At 40.8% G+C, this 17,549-nt stretch carries 18 protein-coding genes; 5 read left to right on the forward strand and 13 right to left on the reverse strand.

The genetic code is table 11. The annotated features are described in order from the left end of the window. Positions 1 to 105: 105 nt before the first annotated feature. Both ACMX3D_RS13300 and petC read right to left on the reverse strand, forming a co-directional pair. A complete protein-coding gene (locus ACMX3D_RS13300; protein ID WP_482751870.1) occupies positions 106 to 1,113 on the reverse strand; it encodes an NAD(P)/FAD-dependent oxidoreductase in 1,008 nt (335 codons plus the stop codon). Positions 1,114 to 1,280: 167 nt separating this feature from the next. After that, complete coding sequence (gene petC / locus ACMX3D_RS13305; protein ID WP_482751871.1) at positions 1,281 to 1,817, reverse strand: cytochrome b6-f complex iron-sulfur subunit; 537 nt, start codon at positions 1,815 to 1,817, stop codon at positions 1,281 to 1,283. Positions 1,818 to 2,055: 238 nt separating this feature from the next. Between petC and ACMX3D_RS13310 the strand changes: the two genes are divergently transcribed. Together ACMX3D_RS13310 and ACMX3D_RS13315 are read left to right on the forward strand one after the other, a co-directional pair. Beyond that, positions 2,056 to 3,357: an NAD(P)/FAD-dependent oxidoreductase gene (locus tag ACMX3D_RS13310; protein WP_482751872.1), complete on the forward strand. Its 1,302-nt coding sequence runs from the start codon at positions 2,056 to 2,058 to the stop codon at positions 3,355 to 3,357. A gap of 33 nt (positions 3,358 to 3,390) precedes the next feature. Next, a complete protein-coding gene (locus ACMX3D_RS13315; protein WP_482751873.1) occupies positions 3,391 to 3,930 on the forward strand; it encodes a ferritin-like domain-containing protein in 540 nt (179 codons plus the stop codon). Positions 3,931 to 4,003: 73 nt separating this feature from the next. On the opposite strand, the gene ACMX3D_RS13320 is transcribed toward ACMX3D_RS13315, so the two are convergent. The 3 genes from ACMX3D_RS13320 to ACMX3D_RS13330 form a co-directional block, all read right to left on the reverse strand. Beyond that, the gene (locus tag ACMX3D_RS13320) at positions 4,004 to 4,537 is read right to left on the reverse strand and encodes a rhodanese-like domain-containing protein (RefSeq protein WP_482751874.1); all 534 of its coding nucleotides are present in this window, start codon (positions 4,535 to 4,537) and stop codon (positions 4,004 to 4,006) included. 110 nt (positions 4,538 to 4,647) lie between these two features. Further along, positions 4,648 to 4,833: a hypothetical protein gene (locus ACMX3D_RS13325; RefSeq protein ID WP_482751875.1), complete on the reverse strand. Its 186-nt coding sequence runs from the start codon at positions 4,831 to 4,833 to the stop codon at positions 4,648 to 4,650. 91 nt (positions 4,834 to 4,924) lie between these two features. Next, a complete protein-coding gene (locus ACMX3D_RS13330; protein ID WP_482751876.1) occupies positions 4,925 to 5,302 on the reverse strand; it encodes a heterodisulfide reductase-related iron-sulfur binding cluster in 378 nt (125 codons plus the stop codon). A 50-nt stretch (positions 5,303 to 5,352) separates the two neighbouring features. Between ACMX3D_RS13330 and ACMX3D_RS13335 the strand changes: the two genes are divergently transcribed. The 3 genes from ACMX3D_RS13335 to ACMX3D_RS13345 all read left to right on the forward strand — a co-directional run bounded on the left by ACMX3D_RS13335 (position 5,353) and on the right by ACMX3D_RS13345 (position 7,559). After that, positions 5,353 to 6,045 (forward strand): MBL fold metallo-hydrolase, encoded by a 693-nt coding sequence (locus tag ACMX3D_RS13335; protein ID WP_482751877.1) that lies wholly within the window; start codon positions 5,353 to 5,355, stop codon positions 6,043 to 6,045. 66 nt (positions 6,046 to 6,111) lie between these two features. Continuing rightward, complete coding sequence (locus ACMX3D_RS13340) at positions 6,112 to 6,657, forward strand: rhodanese-like domain-containing protein (RefSeq protein ID WP_482751878.1); 546 nt, start codon at positions 6,112 to 6,114, stop codon at positions 6,655 to 6,657. Continuing rightward, on the forward strand, positions 6,654 to 7,559 hold the full coding sequence (locus tag ACMX3D_RS13345) for a sulfite exporter TauE/SafE family protein (protein WP_482751879.1): 906 nt from the start codon (positions 6,654 to 6,656) through the stop codon (positions 7,557 to 7,559). Before ACMX3D_RS13340 ends, ACMX3D_RS13345 begins: the two co-directional genes overlap by 4 nt. A 19-nt stretch (positions 7,560 to 7,578) precedes the next feature. Here the strand turns inward: ACMX3D_RS13345 and ACMX3D_RS13350 are convergent, their stop codons facing one another. From ACMX3D_RS13350 to hepA, 8 genes are all read right to left on the reverse strand, one after another. Further along, positions 7,579 to 8,700 (reverse strand): glycosyltransferase family 4 protein, encoded by a 1,122-nt coding sequence (locus tag ACMX3D_RS13350; protein ID WP_482751880.1) that lies wholly within the window; start codon positions 8,698 to 8,700, stop codon positions 7,579 to 7,581. Positions 8,701 to 8,766: 66 nt separating this feature from the next. Then, positions 8,767 to 10,203, reverse strand: coding sequence for an O-antigen ligase domain-containing protein (locus ACMX3D_RS13355; protein WP_482751881.1), 1,437 nt, complete (start codon positions 10,201 to 10,203; stop codon positions 8,767 to 8,769). A 72-nt stretch (positions 10,204 to 10,275) separates the two neighbouring features. Next, positions 10,276 to 11,241 carry a glycosyltransferase family 2 protein gene (locus ACMX3D_RS13360; RefSeq protein WP_482751882.1) on the reverse strand — a complete coding sequence of 322 codons (966 nt, stop codon included), beginning with the start codon at positions 11,239 to 11,241 and terminating at the stop codon, positions 10,276 to 10,278. After that, on the reverse strand, positions 11,159 to 12,361 hold the full coding sequence (locus tag ACMX3D_RS13365) for a glycosyltransferase family 4 protein (RefSeq protein WP_482751883.1): 1,203 nt from the start codon (positions 12,359 to 12,361) through the stop codon (positions 11,159 to 11,161). The genes ACMX3D_RS13360 and ACMX3D_RS13365 overlap by 83 nt, the downstream gene beginning before the upstream one ends. Positions 12,362 to 12,367: 6 nt before the next feature. Then, positions 12,368 to 13,354 carry a glycosyltransferase family 2 protein gene (locus ACMX3D_RS13370; RefSeq protein WP_482751884.1) on the reverse strand — a complete coding sequence of 329 codons (987 nt, stop codon included), beginning with the start codon at positions 13,352 to 13,354 and terminating at the stop codon, positions 12,368 to 12,370. Between the two features lie 118 nt (positions 13,355 to 13,472). Next, positions 13,473 to 14,636, reverse strand: coding sequence for a glycosyltransferase family 4 protein (locus tag ACMX3D_RS13375; RefSeq protein ID WP_482751885.1), 1,164 nt, complete (start codon positions 14,634 to 14,636; stop codon positions 13,473 to 13,475). A 1-nt stretch (position 14,637) separates the two neighbouring features. Beyond that, positions 14,638 to 15,477, reverse strand: coding sequence for a hypothetical protein (locus tag ACMX3D_RS13380; RefSeq protein ID WP_482751886.1), 840 nt, complete (start codon positions 15,475 to 15,477; stop codon positions 14,638 to 14,640). Between the two features lie 145 nt (positions 15,478 to 15,622). Next, complete coding sequence (hepA, locus tag ACMX3D_RS13385; RefSeq protein ID WP_482751887.1) at positions 15,623 to 17,473, reverse strand: heterocyst formation ABC transporter subunit HepA; 1,851 nt, start codon at positions 17,471 to 17,473, stop codon at positions 15,623 to 15,625. Positions 17,474 to 17,549: the final 76 nt, after the last annotated feature.

A 17,549-nucleotide genomic window follows, 5' to 3' on the forward strand; every position in this document is an offset into this window, starting at 1 on the left:
GAGAACCAGGATGAGCCGTAACACACCATATAGGAATCTGGTTTTAGTAATAAGTAGCATCTCTATTGCAAAAAATTGGCTACCAAGTTTCTGTTTAACAATTAGCTATTGATAATTTGGAACTAGCGACAGATTTGACAACCACGGTCTAGCACCGACAGCACGGCGAATTTCTCGCCAAATCTGCGTTGCAGCTAATGCGCCATCACCCGCAGCAATTACCACTTGATTCAAACCTAGCTTCAAGTCTCCAATCGCAAAAATGCGCGGATGAGAAGTTTTACACATCTGATCTGCAATCAAATATCCCCCTTTGCGCGCTAAATCGAATTTTTCGAGATAGGTATTGTGATAGTGCGAACCCATTGAGATTAAACCAGTTTCCAACTCAACCACAGTACTATCCACCAATTCCACACCGCTCATGTGATGATTTTTACCCAAAAATTGCTTAATTGGTGTTTCTACTAAGCGATAACCATACTGCTGTAATTTAGAACGTAATTCTACACTCACAGTAAACAATCCATGAGTGAAGATAGTAATGTAAGGCGTAAACCAACTGAGATTAAATACCATTTCCTCAATACTGGCTTCACTCCCCGCAAAAAAACCGCATTGTTTATCAATCATTTCATAGCCATCACAAACCATACAAACGTGCAAGTTATAGCCAGCGTATTTAAACACATTCTGCATATTTTCTAAAGGTGGCAAATTGTCAATAATCCCACTAGCCGCAATCAAATACTTAGAACGCAACACAGGGTAAATACTATTTTGACGACCTACTTTTACCCGTACAGCAAAAGTATCTCCCTCGTCCACCACATCCTCAACGTAAGCGTTTAAAAAATCTCCATCCAACGAGTCATAATGTTTTTTACCTTGTTGTAACAACACACGACCTGGGGTATCTGGAGGCAACCCCAGATAGTTATGTAATTCCTGCATCCAGAAAGAACGCGCCTTACCTTTGTCAATAATTAGGCTAGAAAGGCGGTATCTTTGTAAGTAAATTCCAGCAGAGAGACCACCAGCACCACCACCGACAATAATTGCATCATAAACGTGGTCAAGACGTTCCGAGAGATTACTCTTTGATAGTTGCATATTCTTACCTATTTACTATTCACGTACAGCATTTCGTCCATTTGTAACAAATTATCTGCGTACCTCTGACTTGTAAGTGGTGAGTAGGGAATGATGAAAAACCACTTTCATGCTTGGCTGCACCCTAAATTTTCTCTTTGCACCCCTCCGCGCATACCTCTGCGTTTTTAAACCCACCAAGGTTTTTCACCAGTACGAGGGTCTGTTTCTTGCCAAGGTGAAATCCAAATGTAATCATCTTTAACCTGGACGCGAACCAACTTCAGAGGGCGGTTAGCAGGCCCACGTTCTACAGAACCTTGGGCATCATAACGCGAACCATGACAAGGACATTGGAACTGTCCATCGATAGGATTCCAAGGGAAGGTACAACCCAAATGAGTACAGATATCAACAATACCCATTGGATCGAGAGTGCCATCTTCTCTAAGAGTCAAATAGGTAGGCTCACCAGCTAGTCCAGCAATTAAAGCCTGTGTTCCTGGTGGTTCAACTAAAATTTGGCTGGCTGGGATGGGATGACCGATTTGGTCTTTAGCGAGAATACTACCTTCTGCATCAGTGCTTTCGGCTGGAGGCATAAAAAACTTAGTCGCTGGATATAAGGCCGCACTAGCCGTAGCTGCCACAATAGTTCCAGTGAAGAAATTCAGGAGTTGCCGTCTAGATATGGAAGGGTTGGGCAAACTCAAACTATCATCCATAAACTTTCTCACTCTTTAATTAATATTTATTTATTATACTACTATATAGTTATATAAAATTTTAGGAGATTTCTTTTCCCGAATCCCTTGTTGCAATCAGTAGCTTAATTAAAAGTAATACAAGAGTTCTGATTGCGGACAAATAATAACGATCGCAATCATACATCGCATTACAAACCCTAGTTTCTAACTCCTAATTCCCCCAAATCAGCAATCAAACATTTGGAGATTTCCTGCAATGGCTCACATTGTTATCGTCGGTGCAGGGTTGGGCGGTTTACCCACCGCTTATGAATTACGGCATATCCTCCCCAAACAACATCAAGTTACCGTCATTTCAGAAACCCCTTACTTTACATTTATTCCTTCATTACCTTGGGTAGCAATGGGCTTAACTTCCTTAGAGTCCATTCAGGTGAGCCTGCAACAACGGTTAAAACAAAGGGGTATTAACTGGATACTAGGGCGAGTAGATCGCTTGAATCCTCAAGACCAAAAAATATCGTTTGGAGAGCAAAGTATTACTTATGATTACTTAATTATCGCCACAGGTGCAGAACTGGCATTAGATGCGATCGCTGGTTTAGGCCCCGATGGATATACTCAATCAGTCTGTAACCCGCATCATGCACTCAAGGCGTTTCAGGCTTGGCAAAACTTTCTCCTAGCACCGGGGCCATTAGTAGTAGGGGCATTACCAAAAACGAGTTGTTTAGGCCCTGCCTACGAGTTTACGCTATTAGCCGACTACGTACTGAGAAAACAGGGATTACGGGAGCAGGTATCGATTACTTTTGTAACTCCAGAACCTTATGCGGGACATTTGGGTATTGGTGGGATGGCTAATTCTGCCGAGTTAGTGACAAAATTCATGGCAGAACGAGGGATAGAGGTTATTGAAAACGCAGCAGTTACAGCAATTGAGCCAAATCAGATTCATCTGGGAAATGGCAGAGTATTGCCATTTGGTTACTCAATGTTACTACCACCCTTCCGAGGGCCGCGCTTTGTCCGGCAAGTACCGGGATTAAGTCATCAGGATGGTTTTATTCCAGTATTGCCTACATACAGACATCCTAAATATGCCTCAATTTATGCGGTGGGAGTTGTAGTAGAGATTAAACCACCAGAGGTAACACCTATCCCTTTGGGAGTACCCAAAACTGGACAAATGACAGAAGCAATGGGCATGGCAGTAGCCCATAATATCGCCATTGAATTGGGAGTATTTTCTGCCCCGCCTGTGACTCCAACACTTGATGCCATTTGCTTTGCTGACTTTGGTGATTCGGGAATTTTATTTCTCGCTAACCCCGTATTACCTGATGTAGCCACAGGCCAACGTCGGCGGGCTGTAGCGTTGAGCGGTGCTTGGGTAACTTGGGCTAAAGTCGCATTTGAAAGGTATTTTCTAGCAAAAATGCGCCTTGGGACAGCAGTACCTTGGTTTGAAAAACTGGCGTTGAAATTATTGGGATTGTCTTTAGTTGCACCTCTGGCTGTACAGAGTAGTAGAGATATCAGCCAAGAGAGTTGTTGAAGAAGAATAGAGATTAAAGATGAGGAAGAAATTATGAATTGTCAAGGAAACCGCCGCCGACATCATCAAATATCTAGGTTAAATTATGGGGGTAAAAGAGGTATGTGTGGTGTAGCGATCGCCAATACTACCACTAGCCCAACTTCTGTTTCTAATCCTAAGACCGAATTGAATGCCAACACCCAACAGGCAATGATTGATGCCATCAATGATGAATATTATGCTCGTGCTTTTTACACAGCAGTAATCAACAAATTTGGAGAAGTGCGTCCTTTTAGCAATATTGTTCACGCCGAGGATAGACACGTTTCGTTGTGGAATCATCTATTTACCAGATATGGATTGCCGATTCCTCCTGATAATTTTATGGGAAATGTCCAAGCCCCCGACACTCTCCAAGCTGCCTGTCAAGCAGGAGTAGAATCAGAAATAGCCAATGTCCAGATGTATGACCGCTTTTTAGAATTTGTGCAAGAACCTGATTTACGAGATGCTTTCACCCAACTTCGCCATGTTTCTCAAAATCACCATCTTCCTGCTTTTCAACGTTGTGTAGGTCGTTATTTCCTCTAGACTCAATGTGTATAAATTAAGTCGAGGATGTGTATTATTTCCTCCTCGACTTAACTGCCATCCTTATCATCAATTATGTGGCAGAAGGATTTACATCTTGACCTGCTGCTTTCCAACCATTGATGCTTGGGGGAAAACCTCGAACATTTTCATAACCTAAAAGACGTAAACTCATAACGGCCATTGCTGAACGATAACCAGATGTACAGTACATTACCACAGGCTGATTTTGCGGAATTTTATCAAGGTTTTGCGCTAGTTTTGGCAGAGGAATATTAATAGCATTACCAATATGCCCAGTTGCATATTCGGAAGCCTCTCTCACATCAATCAAAAGTATATTATCTTCTCTGATTAACCGTTGCAATTCTTCTACATTGCCCACAGTGTAATAGCCTTTGGGAATGGAATTAAGATAATAATCAACTGCGGTTTTTAGGTCTGAATCTGAGTTTAACACTGTTGTGATTTTTGTAATTGGGGTAGGTAAGTTTTGATGCAATGATAGGGTAAAGGCTAATGCTGATGAGTTATATGTAACACCAACAAGACTACAGAGAAATATCCCTATTGCTAAGAAATTTGCTAAGAATTTTTGATGCTTCATGGTCTAGATTTTAATGGTATTCTTTTGATTTTAAATGAGGAAGTATTTTGTCCTATATCCTAGACCATAAAAACAATTTATACGTCAAATTAAAGTGTGAATATAAAAATTTAGCTAGAGCTTTTAGCAGCAATTTCTGCTTTAGCTTCAGAGACAAGTTTTTTACTACCTTCATAGGTAATCATGCCACTTTTGATGGTTTCCTTAGCGATAGATTTACCAATTTTTTTCACCGTTGGTAGCAGCATTGGTAGGAGAATAAAGCCAGTAACACCAACCAGTAGTAATTTTGTCATCCCTGGAAATAGGCAGTATTTACCGAAAAGAGGATTCCTTGTTAATGCCTTACTCAATTGATATTACAATTTCATAATTTATCTGCCTTCCTTACTCAAATACATTCAATTTTTGCAAAACTGGCTTATGAGAAATTATGTGCTTATTTAAGCCTAAGTTTCTGGGTACAATACCGAAAGCTAGTCCAATTAACTCCGTAATGTAGATGATCGGTAAACCATAGTGAACGTGATATTTCTTCTCAATATCGGGTTGTTTGATTTCTAAGTTAGTAGCACAAAAAGGACAAGCTAAAACTATACAATCAGCCCCCAAAGATTGAGCCTCATCTAATAGTTGCTTAGTCAATTCCAAGGCGACATCTTCTTTTGGGATGACTATAGAACTGCCACAACATTTGGTTTTCGATCGAAAATCAACGACCTCAGCGCCATATGTTTGGGCTGGACAATTAGATGATATTACCATATAGTTATATCATAATTAAGCTAGGCAAATTTCATCAGGAGTTAAGCATCATGTTATTTCGACAGCTATTTGACCCAGAAAGTAGTACATATACTTATTTAATTGCAGATTTAGAAACCAAAACAGCGATGTTGGTCGATACGGTGGTAGAAAAGGTAGAACGCGATCGCCAATTACTGCAAGAATTAGGGCTAACTCTCAAATACTGTTTAGAAACGCATATTCACGCAGATCATATTACTGGAACAGCGAAACTACGCGAAGCGACTGGTTGTGTGGGAATCGTACCCCAAAATGCCCAAGCTGTGTGTGCAGATAGATTTATGAAAGATGGCGAAGTATTAGAATTAGGCAGCGTGAAAGTAGAAGCGATCGCAACTCCTGGTCATACAGATAGCCATAATGCTTATTTAATCAATGGTACTCACCTGCTGACTGGAGATTCGCTCTTAATTCGGGGTTGTGGACGGACTGATTTCCAGAGTGGTAATGCTGGAATGCTGTACGACGCGATTACACAAAAATTGTTTACATTACCTGACGAGACCTTAGTTTATCCCGGTCATGATTATCGAGGTAACACAGTTTCCACTATTGGCGAAGAAAAACAGTGGAATCTTCGGCTTGTAGGGCGTAACCGTGATGAATTTATCACATTCATGGCAAACCTAAATTTACCCGACCCGAAAAAGATTATGGAAGCAGTACCCGCCAATCAACGTTGCGGTAACGTTGCTGCTTAATCTCATTACACACAAACTTCCCCGATCTCTGCGTTAAGAATCCTCTCTATTCAAGGGCAAACATTCATGACTACTTCTGGTAAACGCACATTACAAACCGTTGATGCTCACACTCTCAAACAATTGCTAGAGCAACAAACTGTCACACTTATAGATGTCCGAGAACCGTCTGAGTATGCAGGAGAACATATTCCAGGTGCAAAACTAGTTTCCTTATCCCAATTCGATCCGCGTCAAGTTCCCCAAGATGAAGATACCCAAGTAGTTTTTTACTGTCGGTCTGGTAATCGCTCGACAATGGCGGCGCAAAAGCTATTTGATGCCGGATTTACCAAAGTTACCCATCTACAAGGAGGTATGAATGCTTGGAAAGAAGCCAGTTATCCAACCAAAGTTAACAAGAATGCCCCTATTAGTTTAATGAGACAGGTGCAAATTGTCGCGGGTTCTTTAGTGTTTACCAGCACATTATTAGGAGTAGTTGTTTCTCCTGCTTTTTTGTTAATCAGTGGCTTTGTCGGAACAGGATTGATGTTTGCGGGAATTACAGATACTTGTGCGTTAGGAATGTTACTAGCAAAATTCCCGTATAATCAACGGAGCAGCGTATGACTTGGATAGTAGGGCATGTCTTGGCTGCTTGTATCGGTGTGAGTTTAGGCTTAATTGGTGGGGGTGGTTCGGTTTTAGCATTGCCAATTTTAGTTTATGTTATGGGGATACCTCCAAAGTCGGCGATCGCAATGACGCTTGTGATTGTTGGTACTGTCAGTTTGTTGGGTGTGATTCCTCACTGGCGAGCTAAAAATGTGAATTTCAAAACTGGCTTGATTTTCGGTTCAGCAACAATGTTGGGAGCATTTGTCGGAGCCAAAATCGCTACCCTACCAGTTGTAACAGCAGCTTTTCAAATGTTGCTGTTTGCAATCATGATGTTGCTGGCTGCGGTATTAATGATTCGCCGCAGTTCTAAACCTGCGGTAGTAGATAATCAACTGGCATTGTATCCTCCACCTGTGTGTAAATATTGCTGGTTGTGGTTAATCACTGAAGGTTTGGGTGTTGGGGTACTGACTGGGTTAGTTGGTGTAGGTGGTGGGTTTGCGATTATTCCGGCTTTGGTACTGTTGGGAAAAGTACCCATGAAGCAAGCAATTGGAACATCACTATTAATCATTGCATTTAATTCAGTAGCCGGCTTTGTGGGCTATGTGGGTCATGTTTCCTTAAATTGGAACTTGGTTTTATCGTTCATTGTGGCTGCTAGTGCTGGGACAATTTTTGGTGCATACTTAGCTGAATTTGTTCCTGCTAATAAACTTCAGAAAAGCTTTGGTTATTTTTTACTGGCAATTGCAGCTTTAGTACTGATGCAGAATTTTCATAAGCCTCAGTCAACACGCACTTCAGAATATATCCCTGCAAATAAAATTCGTGGGTTTAATTATTTGTGGAATACAAAATCCCCGACTTCTTCAAGAAGTCGGGGATCTCAATCTCTTGATTTTTACTAATTAAATAGGATTGCTATCTTTAGGAAAGACTAGGCAATACAGAACGAATAGTATTGATAAAGTTTTGCGCGTACTGCTGAGTGGAGAAGTCTAAGGCGCGTTGTCGTGCAGCTACTGCGACATTTTGGGCAAAGTCTTGTTCGTCTAGGTAGCGAAGAATTGCGATCGCCAATGCCGCTGGATCGCCGTATGGTGTTAATAAGCCATTAATTCCATCTGTAATAATTTCAGTCGGGCCGCCTGCATTACCAGCAATTACAGGTTTACCCAGCGCCATCGCTTCAATAATCACTATTCCAAATGGTTCTTTATCAGACGCATGGACAAAGACATCCATCGCTTGTACCCATTCTGGGATGTTGCGCTGGAGTCCTGGCATAATTACTTTTTCTTGCAGTCCTAAAGCAGCTATCTCTGACTTGAGAAAGTCTTCGTAGTCTGCTTCTAAATCGTGTTTACCGCCAACTACCACACAATGAGCATCAGGATATTTCTCCAAAACTTTCGGCATTGCTTGCACTAAGACGTGCATTCCTTTCCAGCGTTGCAGTCTGCCAACAATGCCAATTAGCGGCCCGTGTGATGGTAAGCCAAGTTTTTGTCTTGCTGCTTGGGGTGAAGGTAACGCAGTCGGCTCAAATCTATCTAGGGCTACACCAGGATAAACCAAAGGTGTTGGTCTGTGCGGCCAAATTTGGGCTTGGGCTTGCTTGCCATCTTCCGAGAGGGTGATAATGGCACGGGCTGGTAATAAAGTTGCGAGGCGGACTAACCAAAACTTGTCATGGGGAACTTCCAGTTGATACCAGACTGATGGTAAACCTGCCAGCATTGCTGCAATACCGCCGTAAAAATGGGTAATCCACATCCAATTGATGATTATATCTGCACCTTCACGACGAGCGATCGCAGCTATTCGCAACACAGTAGCAATTAACTTATGAACTTGCCGTAATCTTCCACTTTCAATTACTCGCGTATCAATACCCAACTTCCTGACTTGTTCCACCATCGGGCCGGATTCTAAAAAGATGGCTATCCACTCGACACCAGCATTACGCCCTTGCTGCATCAAGTCTAAAAACATCATTTCACCGCCACCTCTTTGTTCGGCTAGGGGCATTACAACTATAGCTTTCATAATGTATTCCTAATATTTAATAAAAACTTCGTAGTAGGGTTAACCAGATCCCCGATTTCCGGGGATCTAATAATTACGAATTCTTTCATGCTGATAATATTTATGTGCCGACATTGCCATTGCTAAAAATCCCCACAAAATCATGCCGGATACGCTCAACATACCGCTACCGATAATTAATTGAGCGCAAGAACTTATCCCAATAGCACGAGCAGCACTCACGAAACTATCAAACCGCGCTTCGCTATACTGCATCACACTAAAAAGAATCAGGATTAATCCACCTAAATAAAATACGGCTCCAAACCAGCCGAGGGTAAAAAACATATCGAGAATACCGCTATCAATGACAAATACTTCAATTTGTCCTGTTTTTTCGTTGACCTTCCAAATATTACCTAAACCATTACCAAGAACATTAGAAAGAGCTATGCCAAGGTTGCGGTCATAGCTTCCAGATCTATCTTTAAAACTAGTATCTTTTTCTAAATTAGAAAAACTTTCTAACCGTGCTGATACCACCTCAGAAATTGGCTCGATGGTTGTGAGTGGGATAACACACAATGCCATAATTACAACGATCGCAATTAAGCGCATTTGAATTTTGGCTTTAACTGAACCCATAATCATAATTACGCCGAGTAACCAGCCTCCCCAGTTAGTTCTGGCTTGGGCTAGTAAAAACGAGACGTAACCGACAGCTGAAGCAGGAAATATTAACGGCCCGGAAGCTGTAAATAACAATAGCAGCCCGGTCTGCATCACTGCACCAAATGGCCCGACTGAGTGCAGTGTACTCCAGACACGCATTCCAAATGGTACAGGGTCGCCAGAACTGGTAAATAATTTTGATTCTATTAGCCAATATCTATCCCATTCAGGGGCGACAACAAATTGATAAATACCATAAGCGCCTGTTAGCAAGACACAAAACAGAAATGTCCGTTGTAAATTCTGGCGATAACTGGGATAATCTCGCCAGTTCATGAATAAATGAAAAGAAAAGATAATTGGACTAAGCCAGTCTAGTAAGCCGCGTGCTACAGGAACTGGGGCATTATAAATTAATCCTACGAGAAAACTATAAAATACGCCGATAGCAGCCAAAATAAAAGGTAAACCTCCCTGACGAGAGGCTTGAGGAAAATGCCGTAAAAATGTGGCAATTGTCACAAATACGACTAGATAAGGTGCGATGAGAATCTGACGGGTAGGATCCCAACCAACGCGATAGTCTATTAAACGAGCAACTAAGGGTGTGAGGAACCACATCCACCAAGTAAAACCAATGTATAAAATCGGATGGCGCAGGTATAAAAATATCGCTACTACTAAAGCTGTCGCCGGATAAATTAGGCGTAACAGACTAGCAGCGCCAGCAAAGTAGCAAGTTACACTCAGCAATACAAAGCCTAATATAACTATCCAACCTTGTAGCGATCGCTGTCGTGGTGAAAATGGGGTTTGTAAAAAGCTATTGAAAAGTAATGGTTGAGAAATCACTGTGCATTTCCTGATATTTTTTGAACGCAGAGTTACGCAAAGGTAAACGCGGAGGTACGCAGAGTTTTGTTTTTAAGGATTTTTCGCTCTGTAACCTGTAACCTGTAACCTATCACCTGTAACCTGCCATGTTTGCCATCCTTGCCAGCGACCACGCCAGGAGGCTAGTAATTTGCGGGTGGCTAGTTGGCGTTGGCTGGGGAAAAATCTTAGCCATTGGATGAAGCCAAAACAGTCTCTTGTACCGATTAAAATGGCCCAGAGCAAGAAGATGATGCGGCGTAGGGATGATAAGTGTTCTAGTAAGACGAGGGTTTCGTTATGGACTAAGTTAATTTGGGCGATCGCATTAAAGTTGTTGCGCTGGTCTTCGTCAAATCGCTGTGCGGGATAGTGGTCAACAGCAACATACGGGTCGTAAATCATCTGCCAACCGGCACGTTTTAAGGCGAGGGTAAATGCCATTTCAAAGTGTACTTGTGCGCCTGTACCTCGCATCCGCTCGTCAAAACGTAAGTTGGTGATGGACTGGGTGCGGAAACTCATGTTCACACCTTTGAGAACATCAACAGGGCGCGGTTCACCAACTCCGAGGTGATGGTTGCCAATAACGCGGCCAAACCACTGTAGTTGACCGACTACGGCGCGAGAGTCGTTTTCGAGTTTATTGCTATGATGTATCCAATCTCGCCCACCAACACCGCCAATTTGACTATTAGCCTGAAAGTGAGAGTTAATTCGCTCTAACCAATCAGGACGTGGTGCAGCATCATCATCAGTAATTGATACAACATCTCCCTCAACTGCTGCGAGTCCAGCGTTAAGGGCGGCAACTACTCCTGGTAGAGTGACGATGACGGTTTGTAAAGGCAAGTTGTGTAAGGGAAATTCCGCAAGAAAATTCCAAGTGTCTGTATCCGTATCTCGGACAACGACGATCACTTGATCAACCGATTTAGTTTGCGCTTGCAGTGCCGAAAGGCAACGAGATAGATCTAGAGGACGGCGATAAGTCGGGATGAGAACTGTGTTCTTCATTCTGTTGTAACTCCTCAAATAGATCCATATAGGTTTGAGCCATAGTTGACCAACTGTATTGTTCAGCGACAGTGCGGGCTGCTTGACCCATTTGTTGCATCAGGGTGCGATCGCTTACTAAAAACGACAAGGCAGTAGCTAATGCCTCAACGTCGTCTGAATCTGGTAAAACAATCCCACATTCGGGCGTTACCAACTCTGCACCCCCGGTAGCTGTGGCAGTAATCACAGGTAAGCCAGAGGCGAGGGCTTCTAACAATACCAAGGTGCAAGCTTCGTATCGGGAGGGAAAGACAAATACATCCACTGCCCGCATGATGTCGGCGATATCACGACGATAGCCAAGAAAATGTACCCGTTCGCTGAGTCCTAAATCAGCAGCTAACTGCGGAAATGGGCTACCATCGGTACTCCCCACCACTGCTAGATGTAAATCGGGAACTTTCACCAAGGCGTGTAAGACGCTATCTAAATTCTTCCTAGGTGTACGGATGTCTCCGGCAAATAATCCTAAATTTACGTTCTCTGGTAAACCTAATTCTTGGCGAGAGGCGATACCAGGGGTAAATTCTTGCAAATCTACGCCATTGACAATTACGCGAATGCGATCGCGAGGTACGCCAATATTAATTAACTCTTGGGCAACTTTCTCGGAGACGGCGACAACAACTTGAGCGCGTTGAAAAGCTTGTTTTTCCCAACGTGCATTTAAAGCGGTGTACAACCATTGGTAAAAACCGTAAGCATCTCGACGAATTCGGGAAATATGTACAGGCGATCGCAACCAAGAACTATGTACAAAATGTACAGCATTCACATCAGCAGCAACTTTTGTAATTGCGCCGTTAATTTTTAATAAATCGATTTGAGAGCGATTTTTTTGTAACCAAGCAGCACTTTTATGAGCAAATATAAAATTACGAATAAACTCGCTTGGATAACCATCCACAGAAATTGGAACCCAGGTAACTTTATTGTTTTGTTCAATTTCTGGCGCTACTTCGCTGGCTAATAATATTAATTGATGACCACGACGAATTGCTTCTAGAGCAACTTCATAGTTTACTCTTCCTTGACCATCACCTTTCTTGACTTTGTGGGTAACAATGCAAAGTTTCATTTATTTTTATACTCCCAGCAATTGATTAGCTAATGGTTGTGGAGTAAAACTGAGTATCAGTGCTACTAAAGTTCTGAAATTCAATTTTTGTTTGCTGAGTGCTTGCCATAGATAATGACGAGCATCCGTTATTTGTTGATTTCGCAGTAAACCAATTCCTAAAGTTGTATGAGCGTCTAACCATTTGGTTTTAAAATACTCACGAAATTCTTGTATTTTGCTATCTTCCATGAAGGTTTTATAGCAAAATATTTCGCTTTGGGCTTTGCGAATTTTTGCTTGCGCATCTCTACTGCCACTGAGCATCGTGTCAGTTTGTTCATGAGCGCGATAGCGTGTTAATCTTTCGGGATAATAGTAAGCCCCATAACCAGAAACGCAGCAAAGATAAGTTAAATATAAATCCCACATCCCGCCAACTTCTTGGGGAATGCTATCCCAATCAATGATATGATTACGAATTAAACAAGAGGCGGCAGTTGCAATACTTTTATCAATTAAACCGATTTTTGTAAAAGATTGATGGATACCTGGAGCTAAAATATCTCGCTTGAAACCGCGTGTATTTTCTTCTGTGCCAATTTCATTAATGTTGCCATTACCATCAATAATATATTGGTCAGAAAAAGCCAAAATCAAATTTGGATTTGCTTCTAGTGCAGGAACAAGTTTGGCTAAAAAATCCTCATTCCACATATCATCATCATGGAGACTGGCAACATATTTGCCGCGTGCCATTTTAAAGGCATTCATTTGATTAGGTAACATCCCAATATTTTCTGAATGTCGCCAAAATCGAATGCGAGAATCGTCAAAAGATTCGATAATTGCTTGCGGGTTTTCGTCACTACAATTATCAGAAACAATAATTTCAATATTTTGGTAAGTTTGGTTAATTGCGCTGGCGATCGCTTGCTTTAAATACTCTGGGCGATTGTAAGTCGGGATAACTACACTAACTAATGGTTCTGATAATTCAATATTTATTGTCATACATTTAAATCGTTAGCTTTAGTACATTTTGAGCTAAATGAGTCATGCATTATAAATGGCTAAAAAGCGTATTATTAGGATTTCTTTATTTCAGACTTCAGACTTCAGACTTCAGACTTCATACTTTTGTACTAGTATGAAATTCAGCGATAGTTTTGGCATAAATTTCCGTCAACCGCTGAACATGAACATCAATAGTAAATTCTTCCTGATACCAAGCTTGGCCTTTTTCACCCATTAATCTAGCTTTGGCATAATTCGTCGCTAATTCATTAATTGCAGCCGCTAACTGTGCAACATTGTTAGATGCAGCTAAAATCCCTGTTTTGCCATCTTGTAAGTGTTCCGGGATTCCCCCGACAGCACTAGCAATTACAGGTCGATAACGCGCATAAGCTTCTAAGGTGACAAGACCAGCAGGTTCCGGCCAAAGACTGGGAAAAATCACCGCCAAGCACTGTTGATAAAGGGTTTCTAATTGTTCAGCGTTACACCAACCATGCCAAGTGATGCGATCGCTTACACCCAAATCATCAGCTAATTTTTCCATATTTGGCTTATCCCAACCATCACCAGCAATATCTAAATGAATGTGTCGCTCGGTTTTGGTTAAGGCTTTGAGTAGCCACGCTAAACCTTTATCGGGAACAATCCGACCAGCAAATAAAATACGCTGATTTTGATAAGTTGTCCGACTCAGAGGTTCTGTGACAACCTTGGGTAACTGTACACCACAGCGCAAAGTGATCACTCGCTCTGGTGCTATCCCAGCACTAATAATTTGCTGACGCACATATTCACTATTAGCAATTACAGGAATTTTTAGTTTCTTGAGGTTATTCAGCGGATTGTAAGCATTCCACCAATTACCGAAGATTTTTTGCGGTCGCCTGCTACCACAACCATCTACCATATGACCCCAAACACATCCCAGAGGATTCATGACGCGATCGCAAATTTTGCCTCGGTCTGCTAAATATTTTGTACCACTCGGACAATAGCTACAGTGATTGTGCAGGGTAAATATTGCTGGACATTCTTCGCGTAAGTCTGCTAAAAATTCTGGGTCGTGAATATGTAGTAACTTGAATCGCTTTTGATTCTCTGTCTTAATACACTTGAGAATGCGTTGATGCACAGTCTCTTTTCGGGAAATCTCACAAGATTCTGAGATTTGTGAAAGTGCTAAAGAAGCCACATAGGTTTCAATGCCTCCGCCTCCGTTAACATTAGTGTTAGTGCAGTGATAAATCATTTCTGTATAGGTTACATTTTTGCTCATTTTACAAACCAACATTCATCCAAAACTTATATCTAACATCATTGACATAATGCCTCATAGCAATTTTTGAACTAGCAAATTTATCTGGATAAATAAACTGGTCTTCTACATTCAAAATATATTTTTGTGAACAGAAAGGTTTACCTTGATTGTGGTGAATTGTTAAATGGACAATTGTTTGCTCTGTAAAATATATCGGTTTATCTTGAAGTTTTTCTAATCTTTCAATCGCAAAACTCCAATCTAATTCATGATTAAATAACAGAAATCCCGCATTAACTGGTTGTAATTTTTCGCCTTCATGATAGATAAGTCTTTCATCTAATGAAGCAGAGCAATCAGGAAGATAATAGCAAGATGTTTCAGGCAAATTGCTGAAGTTATCTAAATCTACGCCACCAGGAAAAAATAAAATATCTGAATCTGTGTAAATTGTTGCGCCTTTGACAGGAATTGACATCAAAGAAGCTAATTTTTTACCCATTGGATGGAGTTGGGCAAAATCAGTCACGCATTGCGGTAAATCATGGCGTAGCAGTTTTGGAAAAGGTATGATATCGACGCAGGGATGAATGCGGCGCAGTAATTTACAGCTAGAGTCGCTATAGCTACCATCAGAAATTACCACAAATCTTTCTGGAACGCCGATGTTACGGATAAAGGAGCGAATACTTGCTACTTGTTCTGGCAAATCTCGTTCGCAAGAAAATGAATAAACAGTGAGATTAATTTGACGAGTTTGTTTGATTGCTAAAGAGCTAATTTGGTTAATAAATTTTGTATAGAGATTACGAATAATTTGACCTTGAATTCTAGCAGTATGGTAGCTAATATTTACCATTTAATTTACCTCAAAAATATAGCAATAATAATTAAATGCAGATGCACCTAGATAAATTTATGTTTGAAAAACAAGAGTCAGGATAGTGAAGCATAAAATTTCATACTTCATACTTCAAACTTCACACTTCATACTTCATACTTTCTTACCCTGCTTGACCCATTTCGTATTGAGTTTTGTGATATTCCCAAAGCTTACCTTTTAGCTCTAGAAGTTCTTGATATTTGCCTTGTTCAACAATGCGTCCTTGTTCTAGAACAACGACTTTATCTGCATTGGCGATAGTAGAAAGACGATGAGCGATCGCAATTACTGTCCGACCTACTGATAGCTTTTCTATTGACTCTTGAATTAAGCGTTCAGTAACAGAATCTAATGCACTAGTAGCTTCATCTAAAATCAAAATTTCTGGGTCACGTAACAAAGCCCGTGCGATCGCAATTCGTTGGCGTTGTCCTCCAGATAATCTTACGCCTCTATCTCCTAATTTAGTATCAAAACCTTCTGGCATTTCTTCAATAAATTCAATCGCATTTGCTAGACGCGCCGCTTCTCGAATTTCTGCTTCTGTTGCTTTTGGTGTTCCATAAGCAATATTTTTCCAGACAGAAGTGTTGAAAATAAATGTATCTTGACTGACTACAGCAATTTTATGCCGCAATGAATTGATATCAAATTTTTGGATATCAACCCCATCAATCATCACATGACCTTCAGTAGGATCGTAAAATCTGGGAATTAAATCAATCAGTGTACTTTTACCTGCGCCAGTTGCTCCTACTAAAGCTGTTGTTTTAGCTTTTTCAATGCTGAGGGTGACGTTATTTAGTACTAGCTGATTAGGGTCATAACCAAAATCTACAGAAACAATATCAATAGAATGTTTCAACCCAGAAAATTGGATTTTGCCATTGTGTAAGTAGGTTTTATCATCAGTCCTAACTAAATCTTTAATATTATCTGCTGCCCCTGCAAGTGTACTGAGATGCGCTCTCGTACCGTTAATATCTTGAATAATAGGGACAACCCGAAATAACACAAAGAAAAATGTGAGCAAAGAAGCCACTTGGAGTGTGCCATTCACCACAAAAACTGTAAAGGCAAAAATAATCATGCCGATGAGAATTGTACTAGCTATACTTTCGGCTAGAGGTCTCACCAGCGCCCAAATCAAGATAACTTTTTTGGAAGTATTAACTACATTATCACTAGCATTATAAAACCGCTGTCGCTCAAAATCTTGCGTACCAAATGCTTGAACTGTGCGAATTCCGTTAATAAATTCTATGGCTGTGGAGGTAAAGTGACCGTTAGCAATAGAAGTACTAAAACTGGTTTCTCTAGCACGAGCATTGAGAGTGGATAAGCCTACACCTGCTAAAGTAAATAAAAGTAAAGAAACAATAGAAAGCTGCCAGGATAACAAAAACATCGAGATAAAGTAGACAGTGGCAGTGATAGTTCTAGTCATCAAAAAAGCAGCACCGCTAAACCACTGTTTGATGCGCTCAATTTCTGTGGTAATTGTATTGATCAGTTCACCAGAACGCGTTTTAGCAAAGTAGCTCAACGGCAAACTTTGTAACTGTTCAAAAATTTGCTTCCGCAGGCGATCGGCTAAAAGTAATTGAGTGGTTTCTGTATATACCTGTGCCAAATAATTGAAACCAGCACGTAACCAAGTACTTAATAAAATCAGCAGAGATATCCGATATAGTCTATTAACTGCCGAACTATTGGCAGCCAAAATCCAAATATCAAACCACTCGATACCAGTTTGAATCGGTTTAGCATTTGGATTAGTTAAATTTTGCAAAAACGACAACAAAAAGCCAATACTAAAACCTTCAAATGTTGCTGCTAAAAAGGAAAATATTAAAGCAAGAATAGCAACTTTGCGAAAATGTTTAAACTCTCGCAATATTAAATAATTTTTTCGCCAGAATGTACTAGCTTTAAATAAATTGCTTAATTTTTTTCTTAGTTGAACAAGCATGAGTTTCTGAACAAATAATTTCTAATTATTACAAGTTGCTATGGATGCTTGGCGTTTATTTTGCTCTAGCTTAAGT

The sequence above is a fragment of the Anabaena sp. TISTR 8404 genome (assembly GCF_056847745.1).

Coding starts and splice junctions, on each gene's coding strand:
- ACMX3D_RS13350 (WP_482751880.1), bottom strand. CDS start 8,700: ATGAAAGCTATAGTTGTAATGCCCCTAGCCGAACAAAGAGGTGGCGGT.
- ACMX3D_RS13315 (WP_482751873.1), top strand. CDS start 3,391: ATGAATTGTCAAGGAAACCGCCGCCGACATCATCAAATATCTAGGTTA.
- ACMX3D_RS13310 (WP_482751872.1), top strand. CDS start 2,056: ATGGCTCACATTGTTATCGTCGGTGCAGGGTTGGGCGGTTTACCCACC.
- ACMX3D_RS13345 (WP_482751879.1), top strand. CDS start 6,654: ATGACTTGGATAGTAGGGCATGTCTTGGCTGCTTGTATCGGTGTGAGT.
- ACMX3D_RS13300 (WP_482751870.1), bottom strand. CDS start 1,113: ATGCAACTATCAAAGAGTAATCTCTCGGAACGTCTTGACCACGTTTAT.
- ACMX3D_RS13375 (WP_482751885.1), bottom strand. CDS start 14,636: ATGAGCAAAAATGTAACCTATACAGAAATGATTTATCACTGCACTAAC.
- ACMX3D_RS13340 (WP_482751878.1), top strand. CDS start 6,112: ATGACTACTTCTGGTAAACGCACATTACAAACCGTTGATGCTCACACT.
- petC (WP_482751871.1), bottom strand. CDS start 1,817: ATGGATGATAGTTTGAGTTTGCCCAACCCTTCCATATCTAGACGGCAA.
- ACMX3D_RS13335 (WP_482751877.1), top strand. CDS start 5,353: ATGTTATTTCGACAGCTATTTGACCCAGAAAGTAGTACATATACTTAT.
- hepA (WP_482751887.1), bottom strand. CDS start 17,473: ATGCTTGTTCAACTAAGAAAAAAATTAAGCAATTTATTTAAAGCTAGT.
- ACMX3D_RS13330 (WP_482751876.1), bottom strand. CDS start 5,302: ATGGTAATATCATCTAATTGTCCAGCCCAAACATATGGCGCTGAGGTC.
- ACMX3D_RS13370 (WP_482751884.1), bottom strand. CDS start 13,354: ATGACAATAAATATTGAATTATCAGAACCATTAGTTAGTGTAGTTATC.
- ACMX3D_RS13325 (WP_482751875.1), bottom strand. CDS start 4,833: ATGACAAAATTACTACTGGTTGGTGTTACTGGCTTTATTCTCCTACCA.
- ACMX3D_RS13365 (WP_482751883.1), bottom strand. CDS start 12,361: ATGAAACTTTGCATTGTTACCCACAAAGTCAAGAAAGGTGATGGTCAA.
- ACMX3D_RS13320 (WP_482751874.1), bottom strand. CDS start 4,537: ATGAAGCATCAAAAATTCTTAGCAAATTTCTTAGCAATAGGGATATTT.
- ACMX3D_RS13380 (WP_482751886.1), bottom strand. CDS start 15,477: ATGGTAAATATTAGCTACCATACTGCTAGAATTCAAGGTCAAATTATT.
- ACMX3D_RS13360 (WP_482751882.1), bottom strand. CDS start 11,241: ATGAAGAACACAGTTCTCATCCCGACTTATCGCCGTCCTCTAGATCTA.